General features: G+C 74.1%; 22 protein-coding genes. 13 read left to right on the forward strand and 9 right to left on the reverse strand.

All coding sequences use genetic code 11. The annotated features are described in order from the left end of the window. Positions 1 to 8 precede the first annotated feature (8 nt). The 8 genes from kamD (at position 9) to D7147_RS24365 (ending at position 9,339) form a co-directional block, all read left to right on the forward strand. Positions 9 to 1,598, forward strand: a complete 1,590-nt coding sequence (gene kamD, locus D7147_RS24330; protein WP_120681645.1) for a lysine 5,6-aminomutase subunit alpha — start codon at positions 9 to 11, stop codon at positions 1,596 to 1,598. 2 nt (positions 1,599 to 1,600) lie between these two features. After that, the gene (gene kamE / locus D7147_RS24335) at positions 1,601 to 2,359 is read left to right on the forward strand and encodes a lysine 5,6-aminomutase subunit beta (RefSeq protein ID WP_267900771.1); all 759 of its coding nucleotides are present in this window, start codon (positions 1,601 to 1,603) and stop codon (positions 2,357 to 2,359) included. After that, positions 2,356 to 2,754, forward strand: a complete 399-nt coding sequence (gene kal / locus D7147_RS24340) for a 3-aminobutyryl-CoA ammonia lyase (RefSeq protein WP_120681555.1) — start codon at positions 2,356 to 2,358, stop codon at positions 2,752 to 2,754. The genes kamE and kal overlap by 4 nt, the downstream gene beginning before the upstream one ends. Continuing rightward, entirely contained in the window at positions 2,751 to 4,088 is a 1,338-nt protein-coding gene (locus D7147_RS24345; protein WP_120681557.1) for a glutamate mutase L, read from the forward strand. Before kal ends, D7147_RS24345 begins: the two co-directional genes overlap by 4 nt. 576 nt (positions 4,089 to 4,664) lie before the next feature. Then, positions 4,665 to 6,245 carry a bifunctional NAD(P)/FAD-dependent oxidoreductase/class I SAM-dependent methyltransferase gene (locus tag D7147_RS24350; protein WP_120681558.1) on the forward strand — a complete coding sequence of 527 codons (1,581 nt, stop codon included), beginning with the start codon at positions 4,665 to 4,667 and terminating at the stop codon, positions 6,243 to 6,245. A 123-nt stretch (positions 6,246 to 6,368) separates the two neighbouring features. Beyond that, complete coding sequence (gene lnt, locus D7147_RS24355; RefSeq protein ID WP_407663385.1) at positions 6,369 to 7,916, forward strand: apolipoprotein N-acyltransferase; 1,548 nt, start codon at positions 6,369 to 6,371, stop codon at positions 7,914 to 7,916. A gap of 37 nt (positions 7,917 to 7,953) precedes the next feature. Next, positions 7,954 to 8,739, forward strand: a complete 786-nt coding sequence (locus D7147_RS24360; protein WP_120681563.1) for a polyprenol monophosphomannose synthase — start codon at positions 7,954 to 7,956, stop codon at positions 8,737 to 8,739. Positions 8,740 to 8,817: 78 nt separating this feature from the next. Beyond that, positions 8,818 to 9,339: an FxsA family protein gene (locus D7147_RS24365; RefSeq protein WP_120681565.1), complete on the forward strand. Its 522-nt coding sequence runs from the start codon at positions 8,818 to 8,820 to the stop codon at positions 9,337 to 9,339. A 73-nt stretch (positions 9,340 to 9,412) separates the two neighbouring features. Here the strand turns inward: D7147_RS24365 and D7147_RS24370 are convergent, their stop codons facing one another. From D7147_RS24370 to D7147_RS24385, 4 genes are all read right to left on the reverse strand, one after another. Next, the gene (locus D7147_RS24370) at positions 9,413 to 9,754 is read right to left on the reverse strand and encodes an RNA polymerase-binding protein RbpA (RefSeq protein WP_046564157.1); all 342 of its coding nucleotides are present in this window, start codon (positions 9,752 to 9,754) and stop codon (positions 9,413 to 9,415) included. Between the two features lie 264 nt (positions 9,755 to 10,018). Next, complete coding sequence (locus D7147_RS24375; protein ID WP_120681567.1) at positions 10,019 to 10,609, reverse strand: pyridoxamine 5'-phosphate oxidase family protein; 591 nt, start codon at positions 10,607 to 10,609, stop codon at positions 10,019 to 10,021. Positions 10,610 to 10,702: 93 nt separating this feature from the next. Then, positions 10,703 to 11,863: a coiled-coil domain-containing protein gene (locus tag D7147_RS24380; protein ID WP_120681569.1), complete on the reverse strand. Its 1,161-nt coding sequence runs from the start codon at positions 11,861 to 11,863 to the stop codon at positions 10,703 to 10,705. 52 nt (positions 11,864 to 11,915) lie between these two features. Further along, the gene (locus tag D7147_RS24385; protein ID WP_120681571.1) at positions 11,916 to 12,566 is read right to left on the reverse strand and encodes a LysE family translocator; all 651 of its coding nucleotides are present in this window, start codon (positions 12,564 to 12,566) and stop codon (positions 11,916 to 11,918) included. A gap of 195 nt (positions 12,567 to 12,761) precedes the next feature. Between D7147_RS24385 and D7147_RS24390 the strand changes: the two genes are divergently transcribed. From D7147_RS24390 to abc-f, 3 genes are all read left to right on the forward strand, one after another. Next, the gene (locus tag D7147_RS24390) at positions 12,762 to 13,241 is read left to right on the forward strand and encodes a DnaJ family domain-containing protein (RefSeq protein ID WP_120681573.1); all 480 of its coding nucleotides are present in this window, start codon (positions 12,762 to 12,764) and stop codon (positions 13,239 to 13,241) included. Between the two features lie 42 nt (positions 13,242 to 13,283). Further along, positions 13,284 to 13,862, forward strand: a complete 579-nt coding sequence (locus D7147_RS24395) for a GNAT family N-acetyltransferase (protein ID WP_120681575.1) — start codon at positions 13,284 to 13,286, stop codon at positions 13,860 to 13,862. Positions 13,863 to 14,071: 209 nt separating this feature from the next. Continuing rightward, complete coding sequence (gene abc-f, locus D7147_RS24400; protein WP_120681577.1) at positions 14,072 to 15,709, forward strand: ribosomal protection-like ABC-F family protein; 1,638 nt, start codon at positions 14,072 to 14,074, stop codon at positions 15,707 to 15,709. 120 nt (positions 15,710 to 15,829) lie between these two features. Here abc-f and D7147_RS24405 read toward each other — a convergent pair whose 3' ends face one another. The 4 genes from D7147_RS24405 to D7147_RS24420 all read right to left on the reverse strand — a co-directional run bounded on the left by D7147_RS24405 (position 15,830) and on the right by D7147_RS24420 (position 19,138). Continuing rightward, positions 15,830 to 16,396, reverse strand: coding sequence for a hypothetical protein (locus tag D7147_RS24405; RefSeq protein WP_120681647.1), 567 nt, complete (start codon positions 16,394 to 16,396; stop codon positions 15,830 to 15,832). A gap of 81 nt (positions 16,397 to 16,477) precedes the next feature. After that, positions 16,478 to 17,506 carry a HEAT repeat domain-containing protein gene (locus D7147_RS24410; RefSeq protein ID WP_120681579.1) on the reverse strand — a complete coding sequence of 343 codons (1,029 nt, stop codon included), beginning with the start codon at positions 17,504 to 17,506 and terminating at the stop codon, positions 16,478 to 16,480. After that, positions 17,500 to 18,177, reverse strand: coding sequence for a HEAT repeat domain-containing protein (locus D7147_RS24415; RefSeq protein WP_407663386.1), 678 nt, complete (start codon positions 18,175 to 18,177; stop codon positions 17,500 to 17,502). Before D7147_RS24415 ends, D7147_RS24410 begins: the two co-directional genes overlap by 7 nt. Before the next feature lie 73 nt (positions 18,178 to 18,250). Next, a complete protein-coding gene (locus D7147_RS24420) occupies positions 18,251 to 19,138 on the reverse strand; it encodes a hypothetical protein (protein ID WP_199734253.1) in 888 nt (295 codons plus the stop codon). A 343-nt stretch (positions 19,139 to 19,481) separates the two neighbouring features. On the opposite strand from D7147_RS24420, the gene D7147_RS24425 reads away from it, so the two are divergent. Then, positions 19,482 to 20,315, forward strand: coding sequence for a nitroreductase/quinone reductase family protein (locus D7147_RS24425; RefSeq protein ID WP_120681583.1), 834 nt, complete (start codon positions 19,482 to 19,484; stop codon positions 20,313 to 20,315). 87 nt (positions 20,316 to 20,402) lie between these two features. Here D7147_RS24425 and D7147_RS24430 read toward each other — a convergent pair whose 3' ends face one another. Continuing rightward, on the reverse strand, positions 20,403 to 21,206 hold the full coding sequence (locus tag D7147_RS24430) for a class I SAM-dependent methyltransferase (protein ID WP_120681585.1): 804 nt from the start codon (positions 21,204 to 21,206) through the stop codon (positions 20,403 to 20,405). 76 nt (positions 21,207 to 21,282) lie between these two features. On the opposite strand from D7147_RS24430, the gene D7147_RS24435 reads away from it, so the two are divergent. Next, complete coding sequence (locus D7147_RS24435) at positions 21,283 to 22,332, forward strand: P1 family peptidase (protein ID WP_120681587.1); 1,050 nt, start codon at positions 21,283 to 21,285, stop codon at positions 22,330 to 22,332. The last annotated feature ends 3 nt before the right edge of the window (positions 22,333 to 22,335 follow it).

Genomic DNA, 22,335 nt, shown 5'->3' on the forward strand with positions numbered 1-22,335 from the left:
GCGACGGCGTGAGACCGAAACTCGATCTTGATCCGGTGCTGGTGGCGCGGGCGCGGGAGTTGGCGCGCCGCGCGGGGCAGCCGGTGGTGGACCTGGCCCGTAGTCATACGACGGTGTCGGTGGAGCGGGCGGTGTTGCGGCTGGCCGGGGTGACCGGCGCGGACCCGGACGGTATTCCGTGGGTGAACCGGCTGGTGGACGCGGTGGTTGCCGACGTCGGGCTGGGACACGGGGTGGCGGCGTCGGTCTTCGACGCGCTGACCCGGGAGGATCTGACCGATGTGACGTTGCTGGCGCAGAAGGCCGCCGCCGGGTCGGTGCGGTTCACCCAGCCCACCGGGCGGGCGGCCACGGCCGCCCGTCGGGCGGCGCGGAAGGCGGCGGCCGCGGGGGTGCGGCAGATCGACCGGCGGCGGGCCGAGCGGGATCGTCTGGTCAAGCGGTACGGGGACCCGAAGCAGCGGCCGTGGATCTACCTGATCGTGGCGACCGGTGACATCTATGAGGACATTCCGCAGGCGCAGGCGGCGGCGCGGGCGGGCGCGGATGTGATCGCGGTGATCCGGTCGACGGGGCAGTCGCTGCTGGACTACGTGCCGGAGGGTGCGACGCGGGAGGGGTTCGCCGGCACGTACGCGACGCAGGAGAACTTCCGGCTGATGCGGGCGGCGTTGGACGTGTCGTCGAAGGAGCTGGGCCGGTACGTGCGGTTGACGAACTACGCGTCCGGGTTGTGCATGCCGGAGATGGCGACCCTGGCCGGCCTGGAGCGGCTGGACATGATGTTGAACGACTCGATGTACGGGATCCTGTTCCGGGACATCAATCCGATCCGGACGTTCGTGGATCAGCGGTTCTCGCGGCAGGTGCACGCGCGGGCCGGGATCATCATCAACACCGGGGAGGACAACTACCTCACCACCGCCGACGCGGTGGAGGAGGCGCACACGGTGACGGTGTCGCAGCTGCTGAACGAGTTCTTCGCGCACGAGGCGGGGTTGGCGGACTGGCAGTTGGGGTTGGGGCACGCGTTCGAGATCAATCCGGATGTGCCGGAGTCGTTCCGGTTGGAGTTGGCGCACGCGTTGCTGGCGCGGGAGTTGTTCCCGGACGCGCCGTTGAAGTGGATGCCGCCGACGAAGCACATGACCGGGGACGTGTTCCGCGGCAACCTGCTCGACGGGTTCTTCAACCTGGCGGGCACGCTGACCGGGCAGGGCATCCTGCTGGTGGGGATGATGACCGAGGCGGTGGTGACGCCGTGGTTGTCGGACCGGGACATCGCGTTGCAGAACGTGCGGTACGTGTTGGGTGCCGCCGGTGGGCTGCACGAGGACTTCGTGCCGGCGCCGGGCGGGTTCATCCAGCAGCGGGCGCGGCAGGTGCTGGGGGAGGCGGTGCGGCTGTTGGAGCGCATCGGTGAGCAGTCGTTGTTGACGGCGATCGCCGAGGGCACGTTCGGCATCATGAAGCGTCCGCCGGATCGGGGTAAGGGCCTGGACGGGGTGGCGCGGCACGAGGCGGACTACTGGAATCCGGCCACGGAGATCCTCGAGGCGGAACCGGCGGGCGCGGAGCCGACGGCGGTGCGGTCGTGAGCGTGGACGGCGTGGACAAGAAGATCGTGCGCCCGTACGGGGACACCACCGGCGACGGAATGGTGCAGGTGTCGTTCACCCTGCCGGTGCCGCACGACAAGCGGGCCGAGGGCGCGGCGGTGCAGTTGGCCGGGAAGATGGGCATCGACCCGGCGATGCTGGTGCACGCGAAGCAGATGGGTGACGGGTACACGTTCTTCGTCGTGTACGGGCGGGTGAACCATCTGGTGGACGTCTCCGCGGTGCAGGTGGTCGAGCGGGACTTCCCTCTGCTGTCGGCCAAGGAGATCAACGCCTTGGTGAAGCAGCGGTTGCGGCGGAAGTTGTCGGTGGTGGGGGCGTGCATCGGCACGGACGCGCACACGGTCGGCATCGACGCGATCCTGAACGTGAAGGGCATCGCGGGGGAGAAGGGCCTGGAGTACTACCGGGAGTTGAAGGTCACGAACCTGGGTGCGCAGGTCAGCGTGCCGGAGTTGGTGGAGGCCGCCCGGGTGGAGAAGGCGGACGCGGTGCTGGTCTCCCAGGTGGTGACGCAGCGGGACGCGCATCTGCACAACACGCGGGAGATGTCGGCGGCGTTCCGGGAGGCGATGCCGGCGGGCCGGCGTCCGTTGCTGATCGTCGGTGGGCCGCGGTTCGACGAGACGATGGCCGAGGAGTTGGGTGTGGATCGGATCTTCGGTCGGGGCACCACCCCGGGTGAGGTGGCCAGTTACCTGGCGCACGCGTTGATCACGAGCAGGAGGGCGGCGGCATGACGGGGCAGGATCCGCGGCTGGGGTTGACGGTGACGCACCGCCGGTATGTGCCGTACTCGCACGCCCACTACGCGGGGAACCTGGTCGACGGGGCGTACGCGTTGGGTTTGTTCGGGGATGTCGCCACGGAGGTGTGCATCCGCACCGACGGCGACGAGGGGCTGTTCGCCGGCTACGCCGACGTGCGGTTCACCGCCCCGATCCGGGCCGGTGACGTGGTGGAGGTGACCGCGCAGGTCAGCCGGGTGGGCGCCCGCAGCCGGACGCTGGAGTTGAGCTGCGTGGTGGTGTGCCGGGGCCGCCCGGAGCGAGGTGAGTCGGCGGCGGAGGTCCTCGACCCGCCGATCGTGGCGGTCACCGCGACCGGCACGGTGGTCGTGCCGCCGGCGGCGTGAACGTCGCGGTCTGCGCCGACGTCGGGTCGACGTACACGAAGGTGGCGGTGGTCGACCTCGACGACGCGCGGCTGGTCGGGGCGGCCGCGGCGGCGACGACGGTCGGTACGGACGTGCTGCACGGCCTGGACGCGGCCGTCGCGGCGGCGACCGCCGGGTTGGGTGCCCGGGATCCGGCGTGGTACGTGTGTTCGTCGGCCGGTGGTGGGCTGCGGTTGGCGGTGGTCGGCTACGAGCGGCTGGTGACGGCGCAGGCGGGCCGGCGGGTGGGCCTGTCGGCGGGGGCGAACGTGGTGCATGTGGCCGCCGGCCGGTTGGGTGCGGCGGAGCTGAGTGCGTTGCGGGCGGCCCGCCCCGATGTGGTGCTGCTGGTGGGCGGCACCGACGGCGGGGACGCCGAGGTGTTGACGCACAACGCGACCCGGCTGGCGCGGGCCCGCTGGCGGGTGCCGGTGGTGCTGGCCGGCAACGTCGACGTGCGCGAGGAGCTGGCGGCCGGGTTGGCCGCGGCCGGGGTGCCGGTGACGGTGGCCGACAACGTGCTGCCCCGCATCGGGGTGCTGGCGCCCGCGTCGGCGCGCTCGGCGATCCGGGAGGTGTTCCTGCGGCATGTGATCGGCGGGAAGCGGCTGTCGCGGGGCGCCCGGTTCGCGCGGCTGGTGCGCGCGGCGACGCCGGACGCGGTGCTGACCGGGGTGGAGGTGCTCGCCGACCGGCTGGGCGGGGACCTGGCGGTGGTGGACGTCGGTGGGGCCACCACCGACGTGTACTCGGTGCTCACCCCGGACGAGCGGGCCACCGGGCCGGGTCGGGAGGTGGCCGGTTCGCTGTGGCGGGCCCGCACCGTGGAGGGTGACCTGGGTATGCGGTGGAGCGCGCCCGGGGTGGTGCGGGCGGCCGTGGAGGAGCGGCTGCTCGCCGACGGGGAGCAGGAGCAGCTGACGGCGGCCGCGGCGGTGCGGGCGGCCGAGCCGGGTTTCCTGCCCGCCGACGCGGCGCAGCAGGCGGTGGAGTGGCGGATCGCGCAGTTGGCGGCGACGGTGGCGTTGCGCCGGCACGCCCGGGGTGGGGCCACCGGTGAGCGGGGCGGGCGGGACCTGCGCGACGTGCGGCTGGTGGTGGGTTCCGGGGGTGTGTTGCGGCACGCCCCGGCCGGGCAGGCGGTGCAGGTGCTCACCGCGGTCTTGGCCGATCACGCGGGCGGGTGGCCGCTGCCGCGGGCGGCGCGGCCGGCGGTGGACGTGGAGTACGTGTTGGCCGCCGGTGGGTTGCTCGCGGCGGAGCATCCGCAGGTGGCGGGCGAGTTGCTGAGTGGGCATCTGGGCGTGGGCTGACGCAACCCGGCGCGACACGCCGGGTTGCGGCAAGGCGACAGGCCGGGGGCGGGTTGACAGGCCCCGGGGGGCAGCACGTACCGTCTTTGAGTCCTACTACGGGAAGCGGCTGTTGTTCGCTTCGTCCCTCCGTCCGCTGGCCGAGCGACACGTTGTCGCGGCGGCCAGGTCCAGCGGGCGGGGGTCGGCGGGGCGGCGCGAACCGGCCGCGGTAACCGGTGTACGGGCGAAGTGAGGCGCACGGCCAGTAGACAACGGCCCGGCGGGGACAGCCAGTCCGCGTCTGGTCGGTCCGAAGGTCGGCGTGCCGCATTCTCGCCCCACCGGCCGGGAAGGGCCTGGGAGCATCGGGGCGCGGCGTTGGCCGCGCCCCGATTTTCATGCCCGCACCTCCCCGCGGGGTCGGGGCTTGTGCGTGTCGGCGTTGCCCTCCGCAGGCCGAAATGGTTGATCACCTCAGCGGTCGGGGGTCGAGCCCGGCGCCCCGCCGTTTGCCGATCCAGCAACTTTCCTTGTCGTTGCGGCGGTGGTGGGTGCAGCGTGGACGGAAAGCCGAACACGACCCGGAGGTGTCAGGTGAGCGAGAGATACGACGTGGTGGTGGTCGGCGGCGGCGCGGCCGGACTCGCCGGAGCGCTCGCCCTGGCCCGGGCCCGCCGCTCGGTGCTGGTGGTGGACGCCGGTGAGCCGCGCAACGCCCCCGCCGACGGAGTGCACAACTACCTGACCCGGGAAGGCGCCCCGCCGGGCGAGCTGCTGGCCGCCGGCCGGGCCGAGGTCACCGGCTACGGCGGGCAGGTCGTCACCGGCCGGGTCGAGGCCGCCGCCCGCGACGAGGCCGGGTTCACCCTGACCCTCGCCGACGCGAGCGTGGTGCGGGCGCGGCGGCTGCTGATCACCACCGGGCTGGTCGACGAGCTGCCCGACGTGCCCGGCCTGGCGAAGCGGTGGGGCCGGGACGTGCTGCACTGCCCGTACTGCCACGGATGGGAGACCCGCGACCGGCGGATCGGCGTGCTCGCCACCGGCCCGACAGGCGTTTCGCAGGCGCTGCTGTGGCGGCAGTGGAGCGACTGTGTGCTGCTGCTGGTCCACGACGCGCCGCAGCCCACCGGCGACGAGCTCGAACAGCTCGCCGCCCGGGAGATCACCGTCGTGGACGGCCCCGTCGAGGAGCTCCTGCTGGCCGGGGACACCCTCACCGGGGTGCGGCTGGCCGACGGCGGCGTCGTCGAGCTCGACACGCTGGTGGTGGCGCCCCGGTTCACCGCCCGCGCCGGCCTGCTCGCCGACCTCGGCCTCACCCCCGTCGAGGTGGAGCTGGGCGGGCAGGTGCTCGGCACGCAGATCCCCGCCGACGCGGGCGGCGCGACCGAGGTGCCCGGGGTATGGGTGGCCGGCAACGTTGCCGACGTACGCGCCCAGGTCATCACCGCCGCTGACGGCGGGCTGACGGCCGCGGCGGCGATCAACGCCGACCTGGTGGCCGAGGAGACCCGCGAGGCCGTACGCGAACGCCGCCACCAGGTCGCCACCATGTTCACCGAGCAGGCGTGGGAGCAGCGCTACACCTCCCGGGCGGCCGTGTGGAGCGGACGCCCCAATCCGCAGCTGGTGGCCGAGGCCACCGACCTGACCCCGGGCCGGGCGTTGGACGTGGGCAGCGGCGAGGGCGCCGACGCGGTGTGGCTCGCCCGGCGGGGCTGGCGGGTCACCGCCGTGGACATCTCCCGCACCGCCCTGCGGCGGGCCGCCGCGCACGCCGGCGACGCCGGCCCCGAGATCGCCGACCGCATCGAATGGATCCACGCCGACGTACGGGAGCAGCCGCCCGCCGAGGCGGCGTACGACCTGGTCAGCGCCCAGTTCATGCACCTGCCCGGCGACGAACGTAGTGTCCTGTTCGCCCGGCTGGCCGCAGCCGTCGCCGTGGGCGGCACCCTGCTGATCGTCGGGCATCATCCGTGGGACCTGCGTACCAGCGTGCACCGGATGCACCTGCCGGAGATGATGTACACCCCCGAGGAGCTCGCGGCGGCGCTCGACCCCACGGTGTGGGAGGTGCGGGCCGAGGCGCGGCCCCGCCCGGCCGTGGACCCGCAGGGGCGGGAGAGCACCGTCCACGACGCCGTTCTCGTGGCCCGCCGCCGTTCGTGACCGGCTGCCCGGCCGGGTAGCCTTCACGACCGTGATCGTGCTGAGGCGCCCGTGACGACCGTCGACCCGGACGAGAAGCGAACCGACGCGGCAACGCCGCGTCCGGACGCCGCAGCGCGTCCGCTGCCGCTCGCGGTCGCCGTGCCGGTGGCGGTCGCGGCAGGGCTGGCGCTGCTGGCGGCGTTCCCCCCGTACGGGGTGTGGCCGCTGGCGCCGGTCGGGGTGGCGTTGCTGGCCGCCGCGGCGCACCGGCGGCGGCTGCGGGCCGGAGCCGGGTTGGGTTTCCTGACCGGGGTGGCGTTCTTCGCGCCGCTGCTGGCGTGGACGAACCTGCACACCGGTGCGCTGCCGTGGGTGCTGCTGTCGCTGCTGCAGGCCGGATACCTGGCGCTGCTCGGCGTCGCCACCGCCTGGGTGTCACCGCTGGTCGACCGGGCCCGCTGGTGCTGGGCGCCGCTGACCGGCCTGCTGTGGGTGGGGCAGGAGGCGCTGCGGGACCGGACCCCGTTCGGTGGGTTCCCGTGGGGTCGGCTGGCGTTCAGCCAGGGCGACTCGCCGCTGGTGCGGGTGGCCGTGCTCGGCGGCGCGCCGCTGGTGACGTTCGCCGTCGCCGTGGCCGGTGGGCTGCTGCTGACCGCCGGATGGCGGCGGTGGAGCGTCGGCGGGTTGCGGCGGGCCCGGTGGTGGCTGCCGGTCGGCGGGCTGACCGCCGGGGCGGTGTTGCTGTGCGCGGCGGGTCTGCTGGTGCCGGTGGGACGCGCCGGGGGCGGCGCGACGGTCACCGTGGCGATCGTGCAGGGCAACGTGCCGCGCCTGGGTCTGGACTTCAACGCCCAGCGGCAGGCGGTGCTCAACAACCACGTCGACGCGACGTTGGAGCTGGCCGGCCGGGTAGCCGCCGGTGAGCAGCCGCGCCCCGACCTGGTGGTGTGGCCGGAGAACGCCAGCGACATCGATCCGCTGCGCAACCCGACCGCCGGGGCGCGAATCTCCCAGGCCGCCGACACGATCGGCGCGCCGATCCTCGTCGGCGCGGTGCTGCTCGGTCCCGACGCCGGGCAGGTCCGCAACGCCGGCATCCTGTGGCGGCCCGGCAGCGGCGCCGACCTGGAGCAGCTGTACGTCAAGCGGCACCCGGTGCCGTTCGCCGAGTACGTGCCGCTGCGGAACATCGCCCGGATGGTCAGCAAGCAGGTCGACCGGGTGCGGGCCGACTTCGTGGCCGGCAGTACCCCGGGCGTGGTGCGCGCCGGCCCGGTGCTGCTCGGCGACGTGATCTGTTTCGAGGTGGCGTACGACGAGGTGGTCCGGGACACCGTCACCGGGGGCGCGCAACTGCTCGTGGTGCAGACCAACAACGCCACCTTCGACGAGGCCGAGGCCCGCCAGCAGTTGGCCATGGTGCGGCTGCGGGCGGTCGAGCACGGCCGTCCGGCGTTGATGGCCTCCACGGTCGGGGTGTCCGGGTTCGTGGGCCCCGACGGGCGGGTAAGCGACGCCACCGGGTTCAACACCCGTGAGGTGGTGGTGCGGCAACTGCGCCTGGCCGACGGGCGTACGCCGGCCACCCGGGTGGGTCTGTGGCCGGAGGTGGCGTTGGCCGGGTTGGCCGTGGCCGCCCTGGCCGGCGCGGCGGTGCTACGTCGCCGCCGGCGCGTCGGGCCCGGATAGGTCCAGCCGGTTCGCCGGCGCGAACGGAGGGGGGACCGTGGACGAGGCGACCGACCCGTCACGTCGCGCGGGCGTCGACGGCGTCGGCCGGGTGCTGGTGGTGATCCCCACCTACAACGAGGCCGACAACGTCAGCGACATCGTGGGCCGGGTACGCCGGGAGACCCCCGCGGTGGAGGTTCTCGTCGCCGACGACAACAGCCCCGACGGCACCGGCCTGATCGCGGACGCGCTCGCCGACACCGACCCGCAGGTGCACGTGCTGCACCGGGAGGGCAAACAGGGCCTCGGGGCGGCCTACCTGGCCGGTTTCGCGTGGGCGCGGGAACGCGGCTACGACGCGGTGGTGGAGATGGACGCCGACGGGTCGCACGCCCCCGAGGACCTTCCGGCGCTGCTTCACGCCGCCCGCGCCGCCGACGTGGTGATCGGATCACGGTGGACCCGGGGCGCACGGGTGGTGAACTGGCCGATGCGGCGCCTCGCGTTGTCCCGCTGCGGCAACCTGTACGCGCGCCTGGCGCTGGGCATGCCGGTCTCCGACGCGACGGGCGGTTACCGCGTGTACCGGCGGGGCGCGTTGGACGCGATGGATCTGGCGTCGGTGTGTTCGCAGGGCTACTCGTTCCAGGTGGAGCTCTCCCGGCTGGCGCACCGCGCGGGTATGCGGATCGTCGAGGTGCCGATCACGTTCGCCGAGCGGGAGCACGGCAGCAGCAAGATGAGCCCGTTGATCGTGGCCGAGGCGTTGTGGCGGATCACCGCCTGGGCGGTGCAGGACCGGGGGCGGGCGCTGTTGCGCGGCGCGGGTCGGGCGTCGTGACGGGGGGCGCCCGCGTGTCATGCTGGATGGGCGCGGTGCCGGCGCCCGGGGGCGCCACGGGACGACCGATGGGGTGAGATGCGCCGAGGTGTGAGGTTCGTACCACTGGCCCTGCTGGGCGCGGTGGCGGTGGAGCTGGCGGTGTTCGTCCTGGTGGGGCGGGCCGTCGGGTTCGGGGTGGCGGTGCTGCTGGTCTTCGCGGTGTCGCTGCTGGGGTTGGTGCTGCTGCGCCGGGAGGGGATGCGCGCCTGGCGGGGCTTCCGGGCCGCCGCGCAGGCCGGGCAGCCGCCGGGCCGGCAGGTGACCGACGGGCTGGTGGGGCTGTTGGGGTCGCTGTTGCTCGCGGTTCCGGGGCTGGTCACCGGGGTCGCCGGTCTGCTGCTGCTGGTGCCGCCGGTACGGGCGTTGGCCCGCGCCGGGGTGCAGCGGGGCGCGGAGCGGCGGGTGTCGTCGATGGTCGCCGGTGACCTGTTCGGGCCGCGTCGGGTGCGGGTGCGTCGAGGCGCACCGCAACCGGAGTCGCCGCCGAGTCCGGCAGCGGAGCAGCCGGTGGTCGTCGACGAGGGCCGGGCGATCGAGGGCGAGATCGTGGAGCGTTGAGCACGCTCAAAAAGGGCGGCGCCCCCGGGAATGTTCCCGGGGGCGCCGCCCTTTTGCGGTGGTTCGTTGCTTGTCAGGCCCGACCGCGTCGGGTCCGGACCTCCTGGAGCCGCTCGGCGAGGATGTCCTCCAGCTCGGCGATCGAGCGCCGCTCCAGCAGCATGTCCCAGTGGGTACGCGGCGGCTTGGCCTTCTTCTGCTCCGGCTCGCTGCCGTCGACCAGCCGGGCGACGCTGCCGTCGAACTTGCACTCCCAGGTCGTCGGGACCTCGGCGTCGACGGCGAACGGCACCTCGAACTGGTGGCCCTTGGCGCACAGGTACTCGCGGGTCTGCCGTGGCGCGAGCTCCGTGTTGCGGTCGGACTCATAGCTCACCGCGCCAAGGCGGCTTCCGCGCAGCATACGCTCGCCCATGATCGACTTCCCCTCGTTCGTGGTGCTGGTCTTCTTGTGTAACGGTCCGTGCCCGCCAGGCCATTCCCGCCGTAAGGGCGCACAGCGCCCACGGCCGGGCCTCGACAAGGGTAGCCCGGCCGGCACAGTGGCCCACCGGGGTCGCCCCCGGCCGGGCCGCGATGGTGAAGCGGTGTCGACTGTCCCGGCGATGTTAACCGCCGCGACGGCCCGCAGGTTGCGCCGGCCGCCGCAACCCGCGCCGTCCGGTGGGCGCAAGCCCGGTCAGGCCGCCGGCGTCGGCGGCAGCGGCAACGGCAGGCCGGGCAGCCCGTCGATGCTGCGGGCCACATGCGGCTTGCCGGCGAAGTAGTCGCTCAACGACGCGTCGTCCTCCCGGGCGAACCGTTTGCCGTGCAGGTCACGGTCCTCGTCGTAGGTCATGAACGGCACCGCGTAGCCGCAGGTGTCCCTGATCAACTCGGCGTGCACCACGATGATCGCGCGCAGACCGTGGGTGCTCGGGTCGATGTCGGGGAAGTGGCCGATCAGCTCCCGCCACCGCGGGTCGTCGCGGAACACCGGCTCGCCGCGCCCGTGCACCCGCACGATGTTCGGTGGCCCCTGGAACGCGCACCACATGAGCGTGATCCGGCCGTTCTCCCGCAGGTGCGCGACCGTCTCGGCGTTGCTGCCGGCGAAGTCCAGGTACGCGACGGTCTGCTCGTCGAGCACCGCCCAGGAGCCGCGCAGCCCCTTCGGGGAGAGGTTGATGGTGCCGTCGCCGGCCAGCGGCGCGGTGGCGGTGAAGAACATCGGCTGGGTTTCGATGAACGACCGCAGCCGCCCCTCGATGCGCGCATACGTCTTTCCCACCCGGGGAGCGTCGCACGGGTCCGCAATCCGGTGCCGCCCCGCCGTCCGGCGTCCCAGCGTGCGGATCGTCGCCCGGAGCCCGTCCGGCTGGCCTCAGCTCGCCGGGGTGTCCGCCGCGGCGGCGGCCGAGCCGAGCCGGGCCAGCGCCGCGGCCAGGTCGCTGACCTGACCGGCGAGCTGCGCCACCCGCTGCTGGGCGGCGTCCCGGTCGGCCTCGGCGGCCTGCAACCGTACGGTCAGCTCGGTGAGCCGGCCCTCGGCGGTCGCGGCGACCCGCCGGGCGGCGGCCAGCTCGTCGGCGAGCGCCTCGCGGCCCGTGGCGGCGGCGGTCAGCTCGGCGCGCAGGTGACCGGCGACGGCGTCGGCCTCCAGGCGGGCGGTGTCGGCCTGCCGGGCGGCGGTCTCGGCCCGGTCCCGCGCCCGGTCGGCCTCCTCGCGGGCCCGGACGGCGTCGGCGGCGCCGGCGCGGGCCCGGGTGGCGTCGGTGCGGGCCTGCTCGGCCTGCCGGCGGACGTCCTCGACCTCGGTCTGCCACCGCTGCGCGTGTTCGCGTGCCGCACCGGCGTCGCGGGTGGCCCGGTCGGCGTCGGCGCGGGCGGCGTCGCGCTCCGCGGTGAGGTCGGCGACCCGGCCCCGTTCGGTGTCGCGTTCCGCGCGAACGGTACGCAGCTCCTGCCGCGCCGCGTCCCGGTCCCGTTCGGCCTGCACCCGCAGCGCCTGCGCGGCGGTGGCCGCCCCACGGGCCTCGTCCCGGTCCGCTTCGGCCTGCCGGGCCCGCTCGGCGTCCCGGCCGGCCTGCTCGGCGGCGCGGTCGGCGTCGGTGCGGGCGGTGTCGCGTTCGGCGAGGGCGGCCCGCACCTGCTCACGGGCCTGTACGGCGGCCGCGGTGGCGTCCTCGGCCGCGCGCAGTGCCTCGTCCCGCTCGGTCTGCGCCGCGGCGATCTCGGCGGCTGCGTCGGCGCGGGCCTGGGCGAGCTGCCGCTCCACCCCCACGGGGGAGAGCTCGGCGTGCAGCGCCTCGGTCAGCGTCTCCACGATCTGGTCGAGGCGGTCCACCGCCTCCCAGGTCCGAGCCACCTGACCGGGTAGGCCGGGGGAGTTGCGGTGCCGCATGCGGCTGTTGCGGGAGGCGCGCAGGCAGGCGCCGTCGTTGTCGCGGCAGTACCGGAACGGCCGGCCGGCGCCGGCTCGTTGCGGCACCGGGCGTCCACAGTGGGCGCAGGGGCGGAGGTCGGCGGTGGGCTGGGCGTCCATCGAGGGCGAAGTCTAGTGGGACCCGCCCCGCCGGCCGGAACCCGCCGACGACTCACGGCGTGGCCACGGCCGCCCGGGACCGGTCGGCGGCGATGCGTACGGCCAGCGCGCCCAGCACGCTGCCCATCACCCAACGCTGCACCCGCAGCCACGACGGGCGGCGGGCGAAGAAGCCGGCCAGCGCGCCGGCGGTGAGCACGATCAGGCCGTTGACCAGCACGGCGATGCTGATCTGGGTCAGGCCGAGCAGCAGGCTCTGCATCGCCACGTGCCCGCGCTGCGGCTGCACGAACTGCGGCAGCAGCGACACGTACAGGATCGCGATCTTGGGGTTGAGCAGGTTGGTCACCAACCCCATGGTGAACAGCCGTCGCGGCCGTTCCGGCGGCATCGGCGCCGGCGTGAACGGGGAGCCGCCGCCGGGACGCAGCGTCCGCCAGGCCAGCCAGAGCAGGTACGCCGCGCCGGCCAGCTTCACGGCCGTGTACAGCACCGGCACCAGCACGAAGACGGTGGCCAGCCCGGCGACCGCGGCCGTCAGGTAGACGCCGAACCCGGCGGCGACGCCGAGCAGCGAGATGAACCCCGCCCGTCGGCCCTGGGTCACCGAACGGGACACCAGGTAGACCATGTTCGGCCCCGGCGTCAGCACTATGCCGACCGCCACCAGCGCCATCCCCAGCAGTGCGCCCGCCTCCACCATGTGACCGCAGCCTCCCTCGTTGATCAACACCCTGACGCTACGGGCACCGGGACCCGGCCCGGGAGGGCCACCGCGGCGACCGTGGCCTGCTCTTCCCGGGCGGCAGCCGGGGAATGCGCGGCGCCGGCACGACGCTGTGGTTGCCGGGCCGACGCCGCACCGCGGCGCGTTACGGTGAGCCGGGGGAGGTGCCGGATGACGAACATGTGGGAAGCCGCCGTCGAGGCGCAGATCCGCTCCGCCCAGGAGCGCGGCGAGTTCGACAACCTGCCGGGCGCGGGCAAGCCGATCCCCGGGCGGAACCTGCCGTACGACGAGTCGTGGTGGATCAAGAGCTTCATGGAGCGGGAGAAGCTCCCCAGCGAACTGCTGCTCCCCACGCCGCTGCAGCTGCGCCGCCGGGTCGAGCGGGTGCCCGACGAGGTGCGCGAGCTCCCCACCGAGCAGGCCGTACGCGAGCACTGTGCCCTGCTCAACACCGAGATCATGGCCTGGCTGCGCCTGCCGACCGGCCCGCGGGTCGTGGTGCGCCCGGTCAACGTCGACGCCGTGCTCCGTCGCTGGCGCGACGAGCGCCGCAGCGCCGTGGCGTCGCCCGCACCGCCCACCGCCGCGCACGTCGACCGGACGCCCCGGCGGGCCTGGTGGCCGTGGCGTCGCCGCTCCGCCGCCTGACCGACCTTCCCGGGACGCCGGCCGCCCCGGCAGAATGCCCCTGTGTCGATCATCCTGCGTGCCCCGGCGACCGCCTCTGCGCCGGAACTGCTCCTGCGCCCGTGGCGGGACGACGACCGGGACGCGCTGATCGCGGCGCACCAGGATCCGGTGCTGCGTAGCCGGACCCGCAACCCGCTCACCACCGCCGCCGAGGCCGACCACTGGTTGGCGCAGGCAGGTCAGGGCTGGCAGGCCGGCGACTGGCTGACCTTCGCCGTCTGCGAGCCGAACCCGCACGGCGGTCACCGGCCGGTGGCGAACGTGGTGCTCAAGAACCTCGCGCCGGGTCGGCCGGACGCCGAGGTCGGGTACTGGACGGCCGCGGCGGCGCGTGGACGAGGGGTGGCCGGCCGGGCCGTGGACGCGGTGAGCCGCTGGGCGTTCGCCCGCTTCGCCGAGTTGACCCGGCTGGACCTGATGCACCAGATCGACAACCCGGCCTCCTGCCGGGTCGCCGAGAAGGCCGGCTTCGAGTTCGTCGAGGTGCTGCCGGCCCGGCCGCCGTTCCCGCGCGACGGGCACCGACACGTACGCCACGCCACCTCGACCGAGCGCGGCGCTCCGGCGATCAGAGCATGAAAACGAGTCGCCGTGGAACGGACTGCTGTTACCGTTGACCCGGCGAGTGATCAGGAACAGGGGTAGAACATGGTGGGTGAAGACGACATCTCCGGGTGATACCGGGCAGTGAGCGGCCACCGGCGCGAGTCAGCGCCGACGCCGTGGCCGCGCCGTCGTCTCCTGATTCGCCTTCCGGGCTGCGCCCGCCAGCCTTCCGAGGTCCCCTCATGTCCAGTGCGTCCATCGTCTGCTCGAACCTCTCCTTCTCGTGGCCGGACGACACCCCGGTCTTCGCGGAGCTCTCCTTCACCGTCGGCGAGGGCCGAACCGGTCTGGTCGCGCCCAACGGGGCCGGCAAGAGCACGCTGCTCAAACTGATCGCCGGCGAGTACCAGCCCACCGGCGGCAGCGTCACCGTCGACGGGGTGCTCGGCTACCTGCCGCAGACCCTGCCGCTCGCCGCCGACCTGACCGTGGCCGAGGTGCTCGGCGTCGCCCCGCTGATCGCGGCCCTGCACGCCATCGAAGCCGGCGACACCGCCGAGGAGCACTTCACCACCATCGGCAACGACTGGGACGTCGAGGAGCGCAGCCGCGCCGAACTCGACCGGCTCGGCCTCGGGGACGTGGCGCTCACCCGCCGCCTGCATACCCTCAGCGGCGGGCAGGTGGTCTCCCTCGGCCTCGCCGCCGAACTGCTGAAGCGCCCCGACGTGCTGCTGCTCGACGAGCCCACCAACAACCTCGACGTCGAGGCCCGGCGGCGCCTCTACGACGTGCTCGAGGAGTGGCGCGGCACGCTGCTGCTGGTCAGCCACGACCGGGCGCTGCTGGACCGGATGGAGCGCATCGCCGAACTCGACGGGGGTGAGCTGCGCCTGTACGGGGGCAACTTCACCGCGTACTCCGAGGCCGTGCAGGCGGCCCAGGAGGTCGCCGAGAAGAACGTCCGCAACGCCGAGCAGGAGGTCAAACGGGAGCAGCGGGAGATGCAGCAGGCCCGGGAGCGGGCCGCCCGCCGGGCCAGCAACGCCAACCGCAACCTCGGCAATGCCGGGCTGGCCCGGATCGTCGCCGGTGGGCTGAAACGCAGCGCCCAGGAATCCGCCGGCCGCTCCAACGAGGTGCACGCCTCCCGGGTCAGCGACGCCCGCGCCCGGCTCGACGAGGCCAGTCGCGCCCTGCGCGAGGAACAGAAGATCACCATCGAGCTGCCGGAGACCACCGTCCCAGCCGGCCGTACGGTCTTCGAGGGCGAGGGTATGCGGGTCCGCCTCGGCGACCGGGCGGTCTTCGGCGACGACGGCGTCGACCTGACCATCCGCGGCCCGGAACGGATCGCCCTGTCCGGGCGCAACGGCGTCGGCAAGTCGACCCTGCTGCGGCTCATGAACGGCGACCTGACGCCGGAGGGCGGGCGGATCCGGCACGCCGAGGGGCGCGTCGCGTACCTGTCGCAGCGGCTGGACCTGTTGGACCTGGAGCGCACCGTGCTGGAGAACCTGGCCGCGTTCGCCCCCGCCCTGCCCGAGGCGCAGCGGATGCACCTGCTGGCGCGGTTCCTGTTCCGCGGTCCCCGCGCGCACCTGCCCGTGGCGGCGCTCTCCGGCGGTGAGCGGCTACGCGCCACCCTGGCGTGTGTGCTGTTCACCTCCCCGGCGCCGCAGCTGCTGCTGCTCGACGAGCCCACCAACAACCTCGACCTGGTCAGCGTCGCCCAGCTGGAGAACGCGCTCGGCGCGTACCGGGGCGCGTTCGTGGTGGTCAGCCACGACGAGCGGTTCCTGCACGAGATCGCGGTGGACCGCTGGCTGCGGCTCGACGACGGCCGGTTGCAGGAGACCGGCCCGCCCGAGCACGCCTGACCGCCGGGAAGCCCGATCCCGGCCGCGCGGGTCGTCGCCGATCCGGCTCGGCGACGACCCGCGAGTTCCGGCCGGTCGACGGGCCGCGCGCGTCCGGTCGATGTGCCGCGCTCGCGCCGGTCAGTCGAGGGCGGCCCGCCAGCTCCAGGAGGTGCGCCGGGCCCGGCCGGGCAGCTCGCCCCGGCCGGTCAACCAGCGCAGCACCTGCGGTGGCGGGCCGCTGGGCGCGTCCGGGAAGAGCCGGTCGATGACGGCGTCGCTCAGATCGGCGGGCGGCTCCCACGGCACTCCGAGACCGGCGGTGATGTCCCCGGTGTGCAGCAGCGTCTCGGCCACACCCATCGCCGCGAACCCACCCGGGTCGCACGGCCCGTAGTGCCAGGCGCGGGTGCCCGGCTCGGCGGTGTCGACGGCCGCGGCGAGCAGACCGGCGCAGGCGGTGACCACCGTCAGCACCTCGCGGGGGCTCGCGGCGAGGGAGACCCGCAGGTCGAACGACAGGTAGCCGTCCGCGGGCCGCCCGCTGACCTGCCCGGCGTAGGCCAGCAGGTCGTGGGCGACGTGCGCGGCGGTCGTCCAGCAACTCCACGTCAGGCCGCCGGCCGGCACACCCCAGTCCAGCTCCGGGTACGGCCCGAGGACCCGGACCATCTCGCCGGCCGCCCGCACGACATCACTCCCGTTCAGATCCGCCACGCCCCGACCTTCGCACGGAACGAGGGCGTTGGCACAAGCCGCGGGTCGCGCGGGCGCGGGCGGAGGCTGGTGCTACCCGCAGGACCGCCCGCCGTCGGAGCGCTCGTCGGAGACCCGCAGCAGGGTCGAGGCGAGAAGGGCGACGGTCCGATCGTCGTCGCGGGCCAGTTGTCGCAAGGGGCCCAGCGCGACGGCCGCCGGCAGCTCGGCGAGGGCCTGGGTCAGACGGATCCGCACCGCGGTGTTCGCGGCGTGTGCGGCGAGCTCGGCGACCAGCGCGTTCACGACCCGGTCCACGCACCCGGGGTCCAGCGACAACGCCCCCAGCGCCTCGGAGGCTTCGACGTCGTTCCTGCCCGCCACCACCATCTCGACGAGGGTGGGCACCGCTTCGGGCACGCCACGCGTACCGAGCGCCAGAGCGGCGTGCCCGCGCACCGTCGGGTCGGAGTCCCCGAGCGCGTCCGTGAGCACCGCGGTCGACTGGTCGCCGGAGATCTCGGCGATTGCCAGGACCGCGCGCCGCCGGACGTCGACGTTCGCCGAGCGCACGCCGGCCGCCACGCTCGTCACACCGTCACCGCCGGCCCGCGCGAGCGCCCACCGCAGGGCGCCGGCGACGTTCGGGTCGGATTCGGCGAGGATCGCCCTGGCGAGCAGCTCAGCGGGGAGCGGCGCGCCCTCGGCCGGGGCCAGGACGGACTGCTGCCGGCGTGCGGCGCTGGGCGAGTTGAGCCCGCGCAGGAGCTCGACGATGCGCAGAACGCCCGGCCAGCCCGCGGGTGCCGAGGCGTCGACGGCGCGGAGCCGATCGAGTAGCTCCTGCTCCCGCCTCAGCCGCTCCTCGGTCCGCCGGATGAGGTCGCCGACGAGCGCGGACGGCGAGAAGGCGGGGTCCTGCAGAACGCGTCCGATCTGGCGCAGCGACAATCCCAGGGACCGCAGACTCTCCACCTGGAAGATCCGCCGGATGTCCTCGGCGGAGTACTCGCGGTAACCGCTGCTGGTGCGACCGGTCGGTCGCACCAGCCCGAGGGAGTCGTAGTGCCGGAGCATCCGGGTGCTCACCCCGGAGCGGCGGGCCACCTCGCTGATCAGCACGCGGTCCCCTCGACCCGTTGCGGGCCGAGCGCCCTGACCCGGATCGCCTCATCGACGGCCGCGTCGAACCCGGCATCTGGGTCGCGCAGGAGCAGCGCCGTGGCGCGGGCGTGGGCGTTGACCGTCGGGTCGTGGCTCGCCGTTGCCGCCCGCAGGGCCGGCTCGATCACGTCTCCGAGCGCGACGAGCGCGCGGCTGAGGCTCAACTGCAGGTTCCGGTCACCCCGGCCGAGCTGCGCAGCCAGCTCCGCAGCGAGTGCTTCCTCTTCCCCGTCGGGTACGAGGACGACGGCGGCACGCCAGGCGCTCCGCGCGACCTCGTCGTCGGCGTCGTGCAGCAACGACCGGGTGATCGCGGGGTACGCCCTGCGGTCACCGATCTTCGAGAGCGTGTGCAACGCCTGGCTTCGGGCCTGGGTGCGCTCGGCACGCAGCTCCCGGCGGAGCCTGGGCACCGTGAGCTCCGGCGGCAGGCGGGTCAACGCCCAGGTGAGCATGTCGCGGACGAAGAAGTCCGGCTCGATCGCGCAGCGGGCCACGAGCGCGTCGACGAGGTCCGCGTCGGCGTCGGTACCGACCGCCAGCGCCGCCTGCAGCCGCGTCGACGGATTCCCGGCGCTCAACGCGTCGAGCAGGCGCGGGTGCGGAAAATGTCCGGGTGTCGAGTTGATGGGGACCACCTCCAGCACCCAGGAAAGACCTTGTCACAGTGTCAACGTCAAGCACCGCCGACCGGTCGAGGACCTACGACGGACCGGCGGTGAGCAGCAGCGGGGTCCTGACGCCCTGCGCCGCGGCCAGGTCGGCGAGGAAGCCGCCCAGCCAGCCCAGCGCGTCCAGGGACCACTCGGCGAGCGTGCCGTGGAAGGTCGCCCGGTGCAGCGGTGGGCCGAGCCAGGAGCGGTCGTCGAGGGGTGGACGCGTCGCCAGCGGATCGTGATCGGTCAGCGAGTGCGACTCGCACGCGAACACGTCCTGCGCCAGCCGCCGCATCGACTCGCGCATCGCGGCGGCCACCGCCGGGGCCGACGGGTCCTGGCCGCTGTCCAGGGTGACCCGTACCCGTCTCCTCGACCGCGGGTCGGCGTCGACGAACCAGCCGGCGGCGCGCAGCGACGGAACCGGCGCGTACGCCGGGCGGGCCGCGACGTCGAGGCCCTGCACGGGAAGCAACACCTGCACCGCGTCCAGCCGCAGCGCGCCGAGCCGCGCCGTCGCGTCGCCGGCGCAGCGCAGGAACGGCTGCACCGGAAGTGGCCGGTCGGCGGCGACCGCCTCGACCCCCACCTGGAACCAGGCGACCATCGTCGACTCCGGTACGGCGAGCGGGTGCTGCTGCCCCGCGTCGTTCATTCCCCACAGACCCGCCGCCCCGGTCCGCGTCTCCTCGACACCGCCGGCGGTCTGCCGGAGCACCCCGCCGAGGTCGTCCAGCCAGCCCATGGCGAGCGACCTGTCGGAGAAGAACGAGTACGCGTCCCGATCGGTGTGCCGCCACGGGTGCGGCGTCAGCTCGCCGTGCAGCGCGGCGAAGAGGGTGCCGACCGGCCCACGAGCACCGGGTGCCAGACCGGGCCGGGCCTGGTCGCTCTGCGCGTACCGGTCCGGCATCCGGCCGCCGGGGACGTCCATCGCCGCACTGTACGTCGACCGGACCCGCCATGGACGGTGACCCGGGCCGTGCTGGGAACTATTCACCTGATCGGGCGGGCGGCGTTGCCCGCCCGTGGTGGCGGGGCTAGGGTCGTACGCGTGACTGCCGGGTCGGCCTTGGGCCACGAGCGAGTGAGGCACCCGGCCGCGCAGTGACCGCGTGGCGGGCCCGCGGCCCGCCGATCCCACGCCCTGCGCGCACCCACCTCCCACCTGCATCACGCGGCCGGGTCGGTCGCCTTTCCCGAACTTCTGCGTCGCGGAACGCCGCTGCCTGCGTCCCGCGCGTCTTCGTGTACCCGAAATGGAAGAAAGCGGAGCATTGCCCAACGATTTCAACACCCAGATCATCGCCGAGTTCCGTGCGAACGGGGGCCGGGTCGGCGGCCCGTTCGAGGGCGGACGGCTGATCCTGCTCACCACGACCGGTTCGCGCTCCGGCGCGCCGCACACCACGCCCCTGGGCTACCTGCCGGAGGTCGGTGGCCGGATCCTCGTCATCGCCTCGGCCGGCGGCGCCCCCCGGCATCCGGACTGGTTCCACAACGTCCTCGCCGACCCGCAGGTCACGGTCGAGGACGGCATCTTCACCTACCCGGCCCGGGCCACCGTCCTCGTCGGGGCGGAGCGGGACGAGGTGTTCGCGCGCGCGACCGAGGCCGACCCGGGCTGGGCGGCGTACCAGGCGAAGACCAGCCGCACGCTTCCGGTGGTGGCGCTCGAACGCACCGGCGGTGGCCCGCCCGAGGCGCCCTCCTGGGGTGCGGCCCTCATCCGGATCCACGACGCGTTCCGCCGGGAACTGGCCCTGATCCGCCGCGAGGCGGCGACGACAGGCCCTCGACTCGGTGCCCAGCTGCGGGTGAACTGCCTCGCCGTCTGCCAGGGGCTGCACCACCACCACACGCAGGAGGACGGCGGGATGTTCGTCGGGCTCGCCGCGCAGCACCCGCAGCTCGCGCCGACCCTGGAGCGGCTGCGCGCCGAACACGTCCAGGTGGCGGGCCTCGTCGACCGGCTCCAGGCGGTGCTGGGTGACCAGAACGTCGACCCGGCGGAGGTACGGCGGCAGGTGGATCAGCTCATCGAGGAGCTTGAGCGCCACCTGGCGTACGAGGAGGAGCAGCTCGTGCCGCTGCTCGACGCGATGGGCTGACGCCGCGCCCGCGCCGCCGGTCTGACAGAGACCGGCGGCGCGGGCCGGCCTTCCGGGGACGACATCCGAGACCGGGACCGCGCGCGGTCAGCCCGGTGGGGCGGAGGCGATGGTGAGCAGGTGGCTGCTCGCGCCGAGCAGGCTCGGCTCCTCCTCCACCGCCCGCAGCATCTCCAGCATCAGGTCGGTCAGGTCCGGATCGGCCAGGATCTCCGGCAGCCGGGCACCGGTCATCCACAACGGACCCTCCACGGCGACGCGCCGCCGCAGGTGCAGGCCCGACTCCGCCACCTCGGCCGTCAGCTCGTCGGGGTGGTGGAAGTAGGCGCTGGTGAACCACCGGCGGTCGGCGTCGATGTTGCGGTGCACCCCGTCGGTCAACGCGCGCTCGACCAACGGCCGGAACCGCGCGTCGGTGAAGTAGTCCCACACGAAGCCGTCGAGCAGCGACGCGAACCGGCTGATGGTCGCGGCGACGACCACGCCGCCGGGCCGTACGACGCGGGCCGCCTCCCGCCACGCGGCGACGCGCTCGGCCCGGATCGGCAGGTGGTACAGCGGCCCGAGCAGCAGGACGGCGTCGACACCGTGATCGGCGACGGGGAGCATCCGCGCGTCCCCGCGTACCGCGGTCACTCCCGGTCGGGTCGCCGCCTGCGCCACATGCTCGGGCACCGGGTCGACCACGTGCACCCGGTAGCCGGCCCGGGCCAGCGGCCCCGCGTACACGCCGGTGGCCCCGCCGACGTCCAGGACGTCGGCGGGCGCCTCGGGCAGCACCCGGTTCAGGACGTCCCACGTACGCAGGAACTCCAGCCTGCCCGCGCCCGCGGCCAGGCGGTCCCGTTCGCCGCCCTGCCGGTAGTAATCCATGATCTCTGGGGTCACCATCCCGCAGATCGTGCCCCGCCCGCCGAGCCCGGACCACCGAATTCGCGGCCGCCACGATTGACCAACCTGGAGCCGTATGAGCCAGCCAGCCCACCACCTCCGCACCCGTGACCTCGGCATCAGGGTCGGGTCCCTGCCCACCGGCCGACACAACGCCATCACCGACGTGCCGGGGGTGCTGGTCGGGCACACCACCGTCGACGACGGCCGGGACCTGCACACGGGTGTCACGGCGGTCGTGCCGAGCCAGCTCGGCCCGGGGCGGTGGACGCTGCCGGCCGCCGTGTACACCGGCAACGGCCACGGAAAGCTGGTGGGCTCGACCCAGGTGGACGAACTCGGCGTCCTGGAGTCACCGATCGTGCTGACCGCCACCCTGTCGGTGTTCCGGGCCGCGGACGCGCTCCTGACCTACCTGATGCACCAACGGCCGGACGGAGTGTCGTTCAACCCGCTGGTGGGGGAGACCAACGACGGGCACCTGTCGGACATCCGGCGACGCCCGATCACCGAGGAGCACGTGCTGGCCGCGATCGCCGGGGCGACCGGCGGGTTGCCGGCCGAGGGCTGCGTCGGCGCGGGAACCGGCACCACGGCGCTGGGGTACAAGGCGGGAATCGGCACCGCGTCCAGGGTGGTGCAGGGTTTCGACAGCCCGGTGACCGTCGGCGCGCTCACGCAGTCCAACTTCGGCGGGGTGCTGACGGCCCTGGGCGTACCGCTGCCGGTGGAGGAGCTGATCCCGGAGGCCGACTCGACCGAATCGCCCGGCAACTCGTGCATGATCGTGGTCGCCACCGACGCGCCCCTGGACGCGCGGCAGTTGGGCCGGCTGGCCCGCCGGGCCATCTTCGCCATGGCGCGGGTCGGCGCGTCGTACAGCAACGGCAGCGGCGACTACGCGATCGCCTTCAGCACGGCCGAGCCGGACCGGCCGACGATTTCCGACGCGCAGATCACCCCGGTCTTCGCCGCCGTCCTGGACTCGGTCGAGGAGGCCCTGCTCAATTCGCTCTTCGCCGCGACGACCACCAGGGGAGTGGGGGGTCGCACCAGCCATGCCGTACCGCACGAGGCCGCCGTCGGCCGGTTGGCGGCCGCCGGGCGGCTGACCCCCTCCGCCTGAGAG

Source organism: Micromonospora musae (assembly GCF_003626545.1).
Classification (GTDB): Bacteria; Actinomycetota; Actinomycetes; order Mycobacteriales; family Micromonosporaceae; genus Micromonospora; species Micromonospora musae.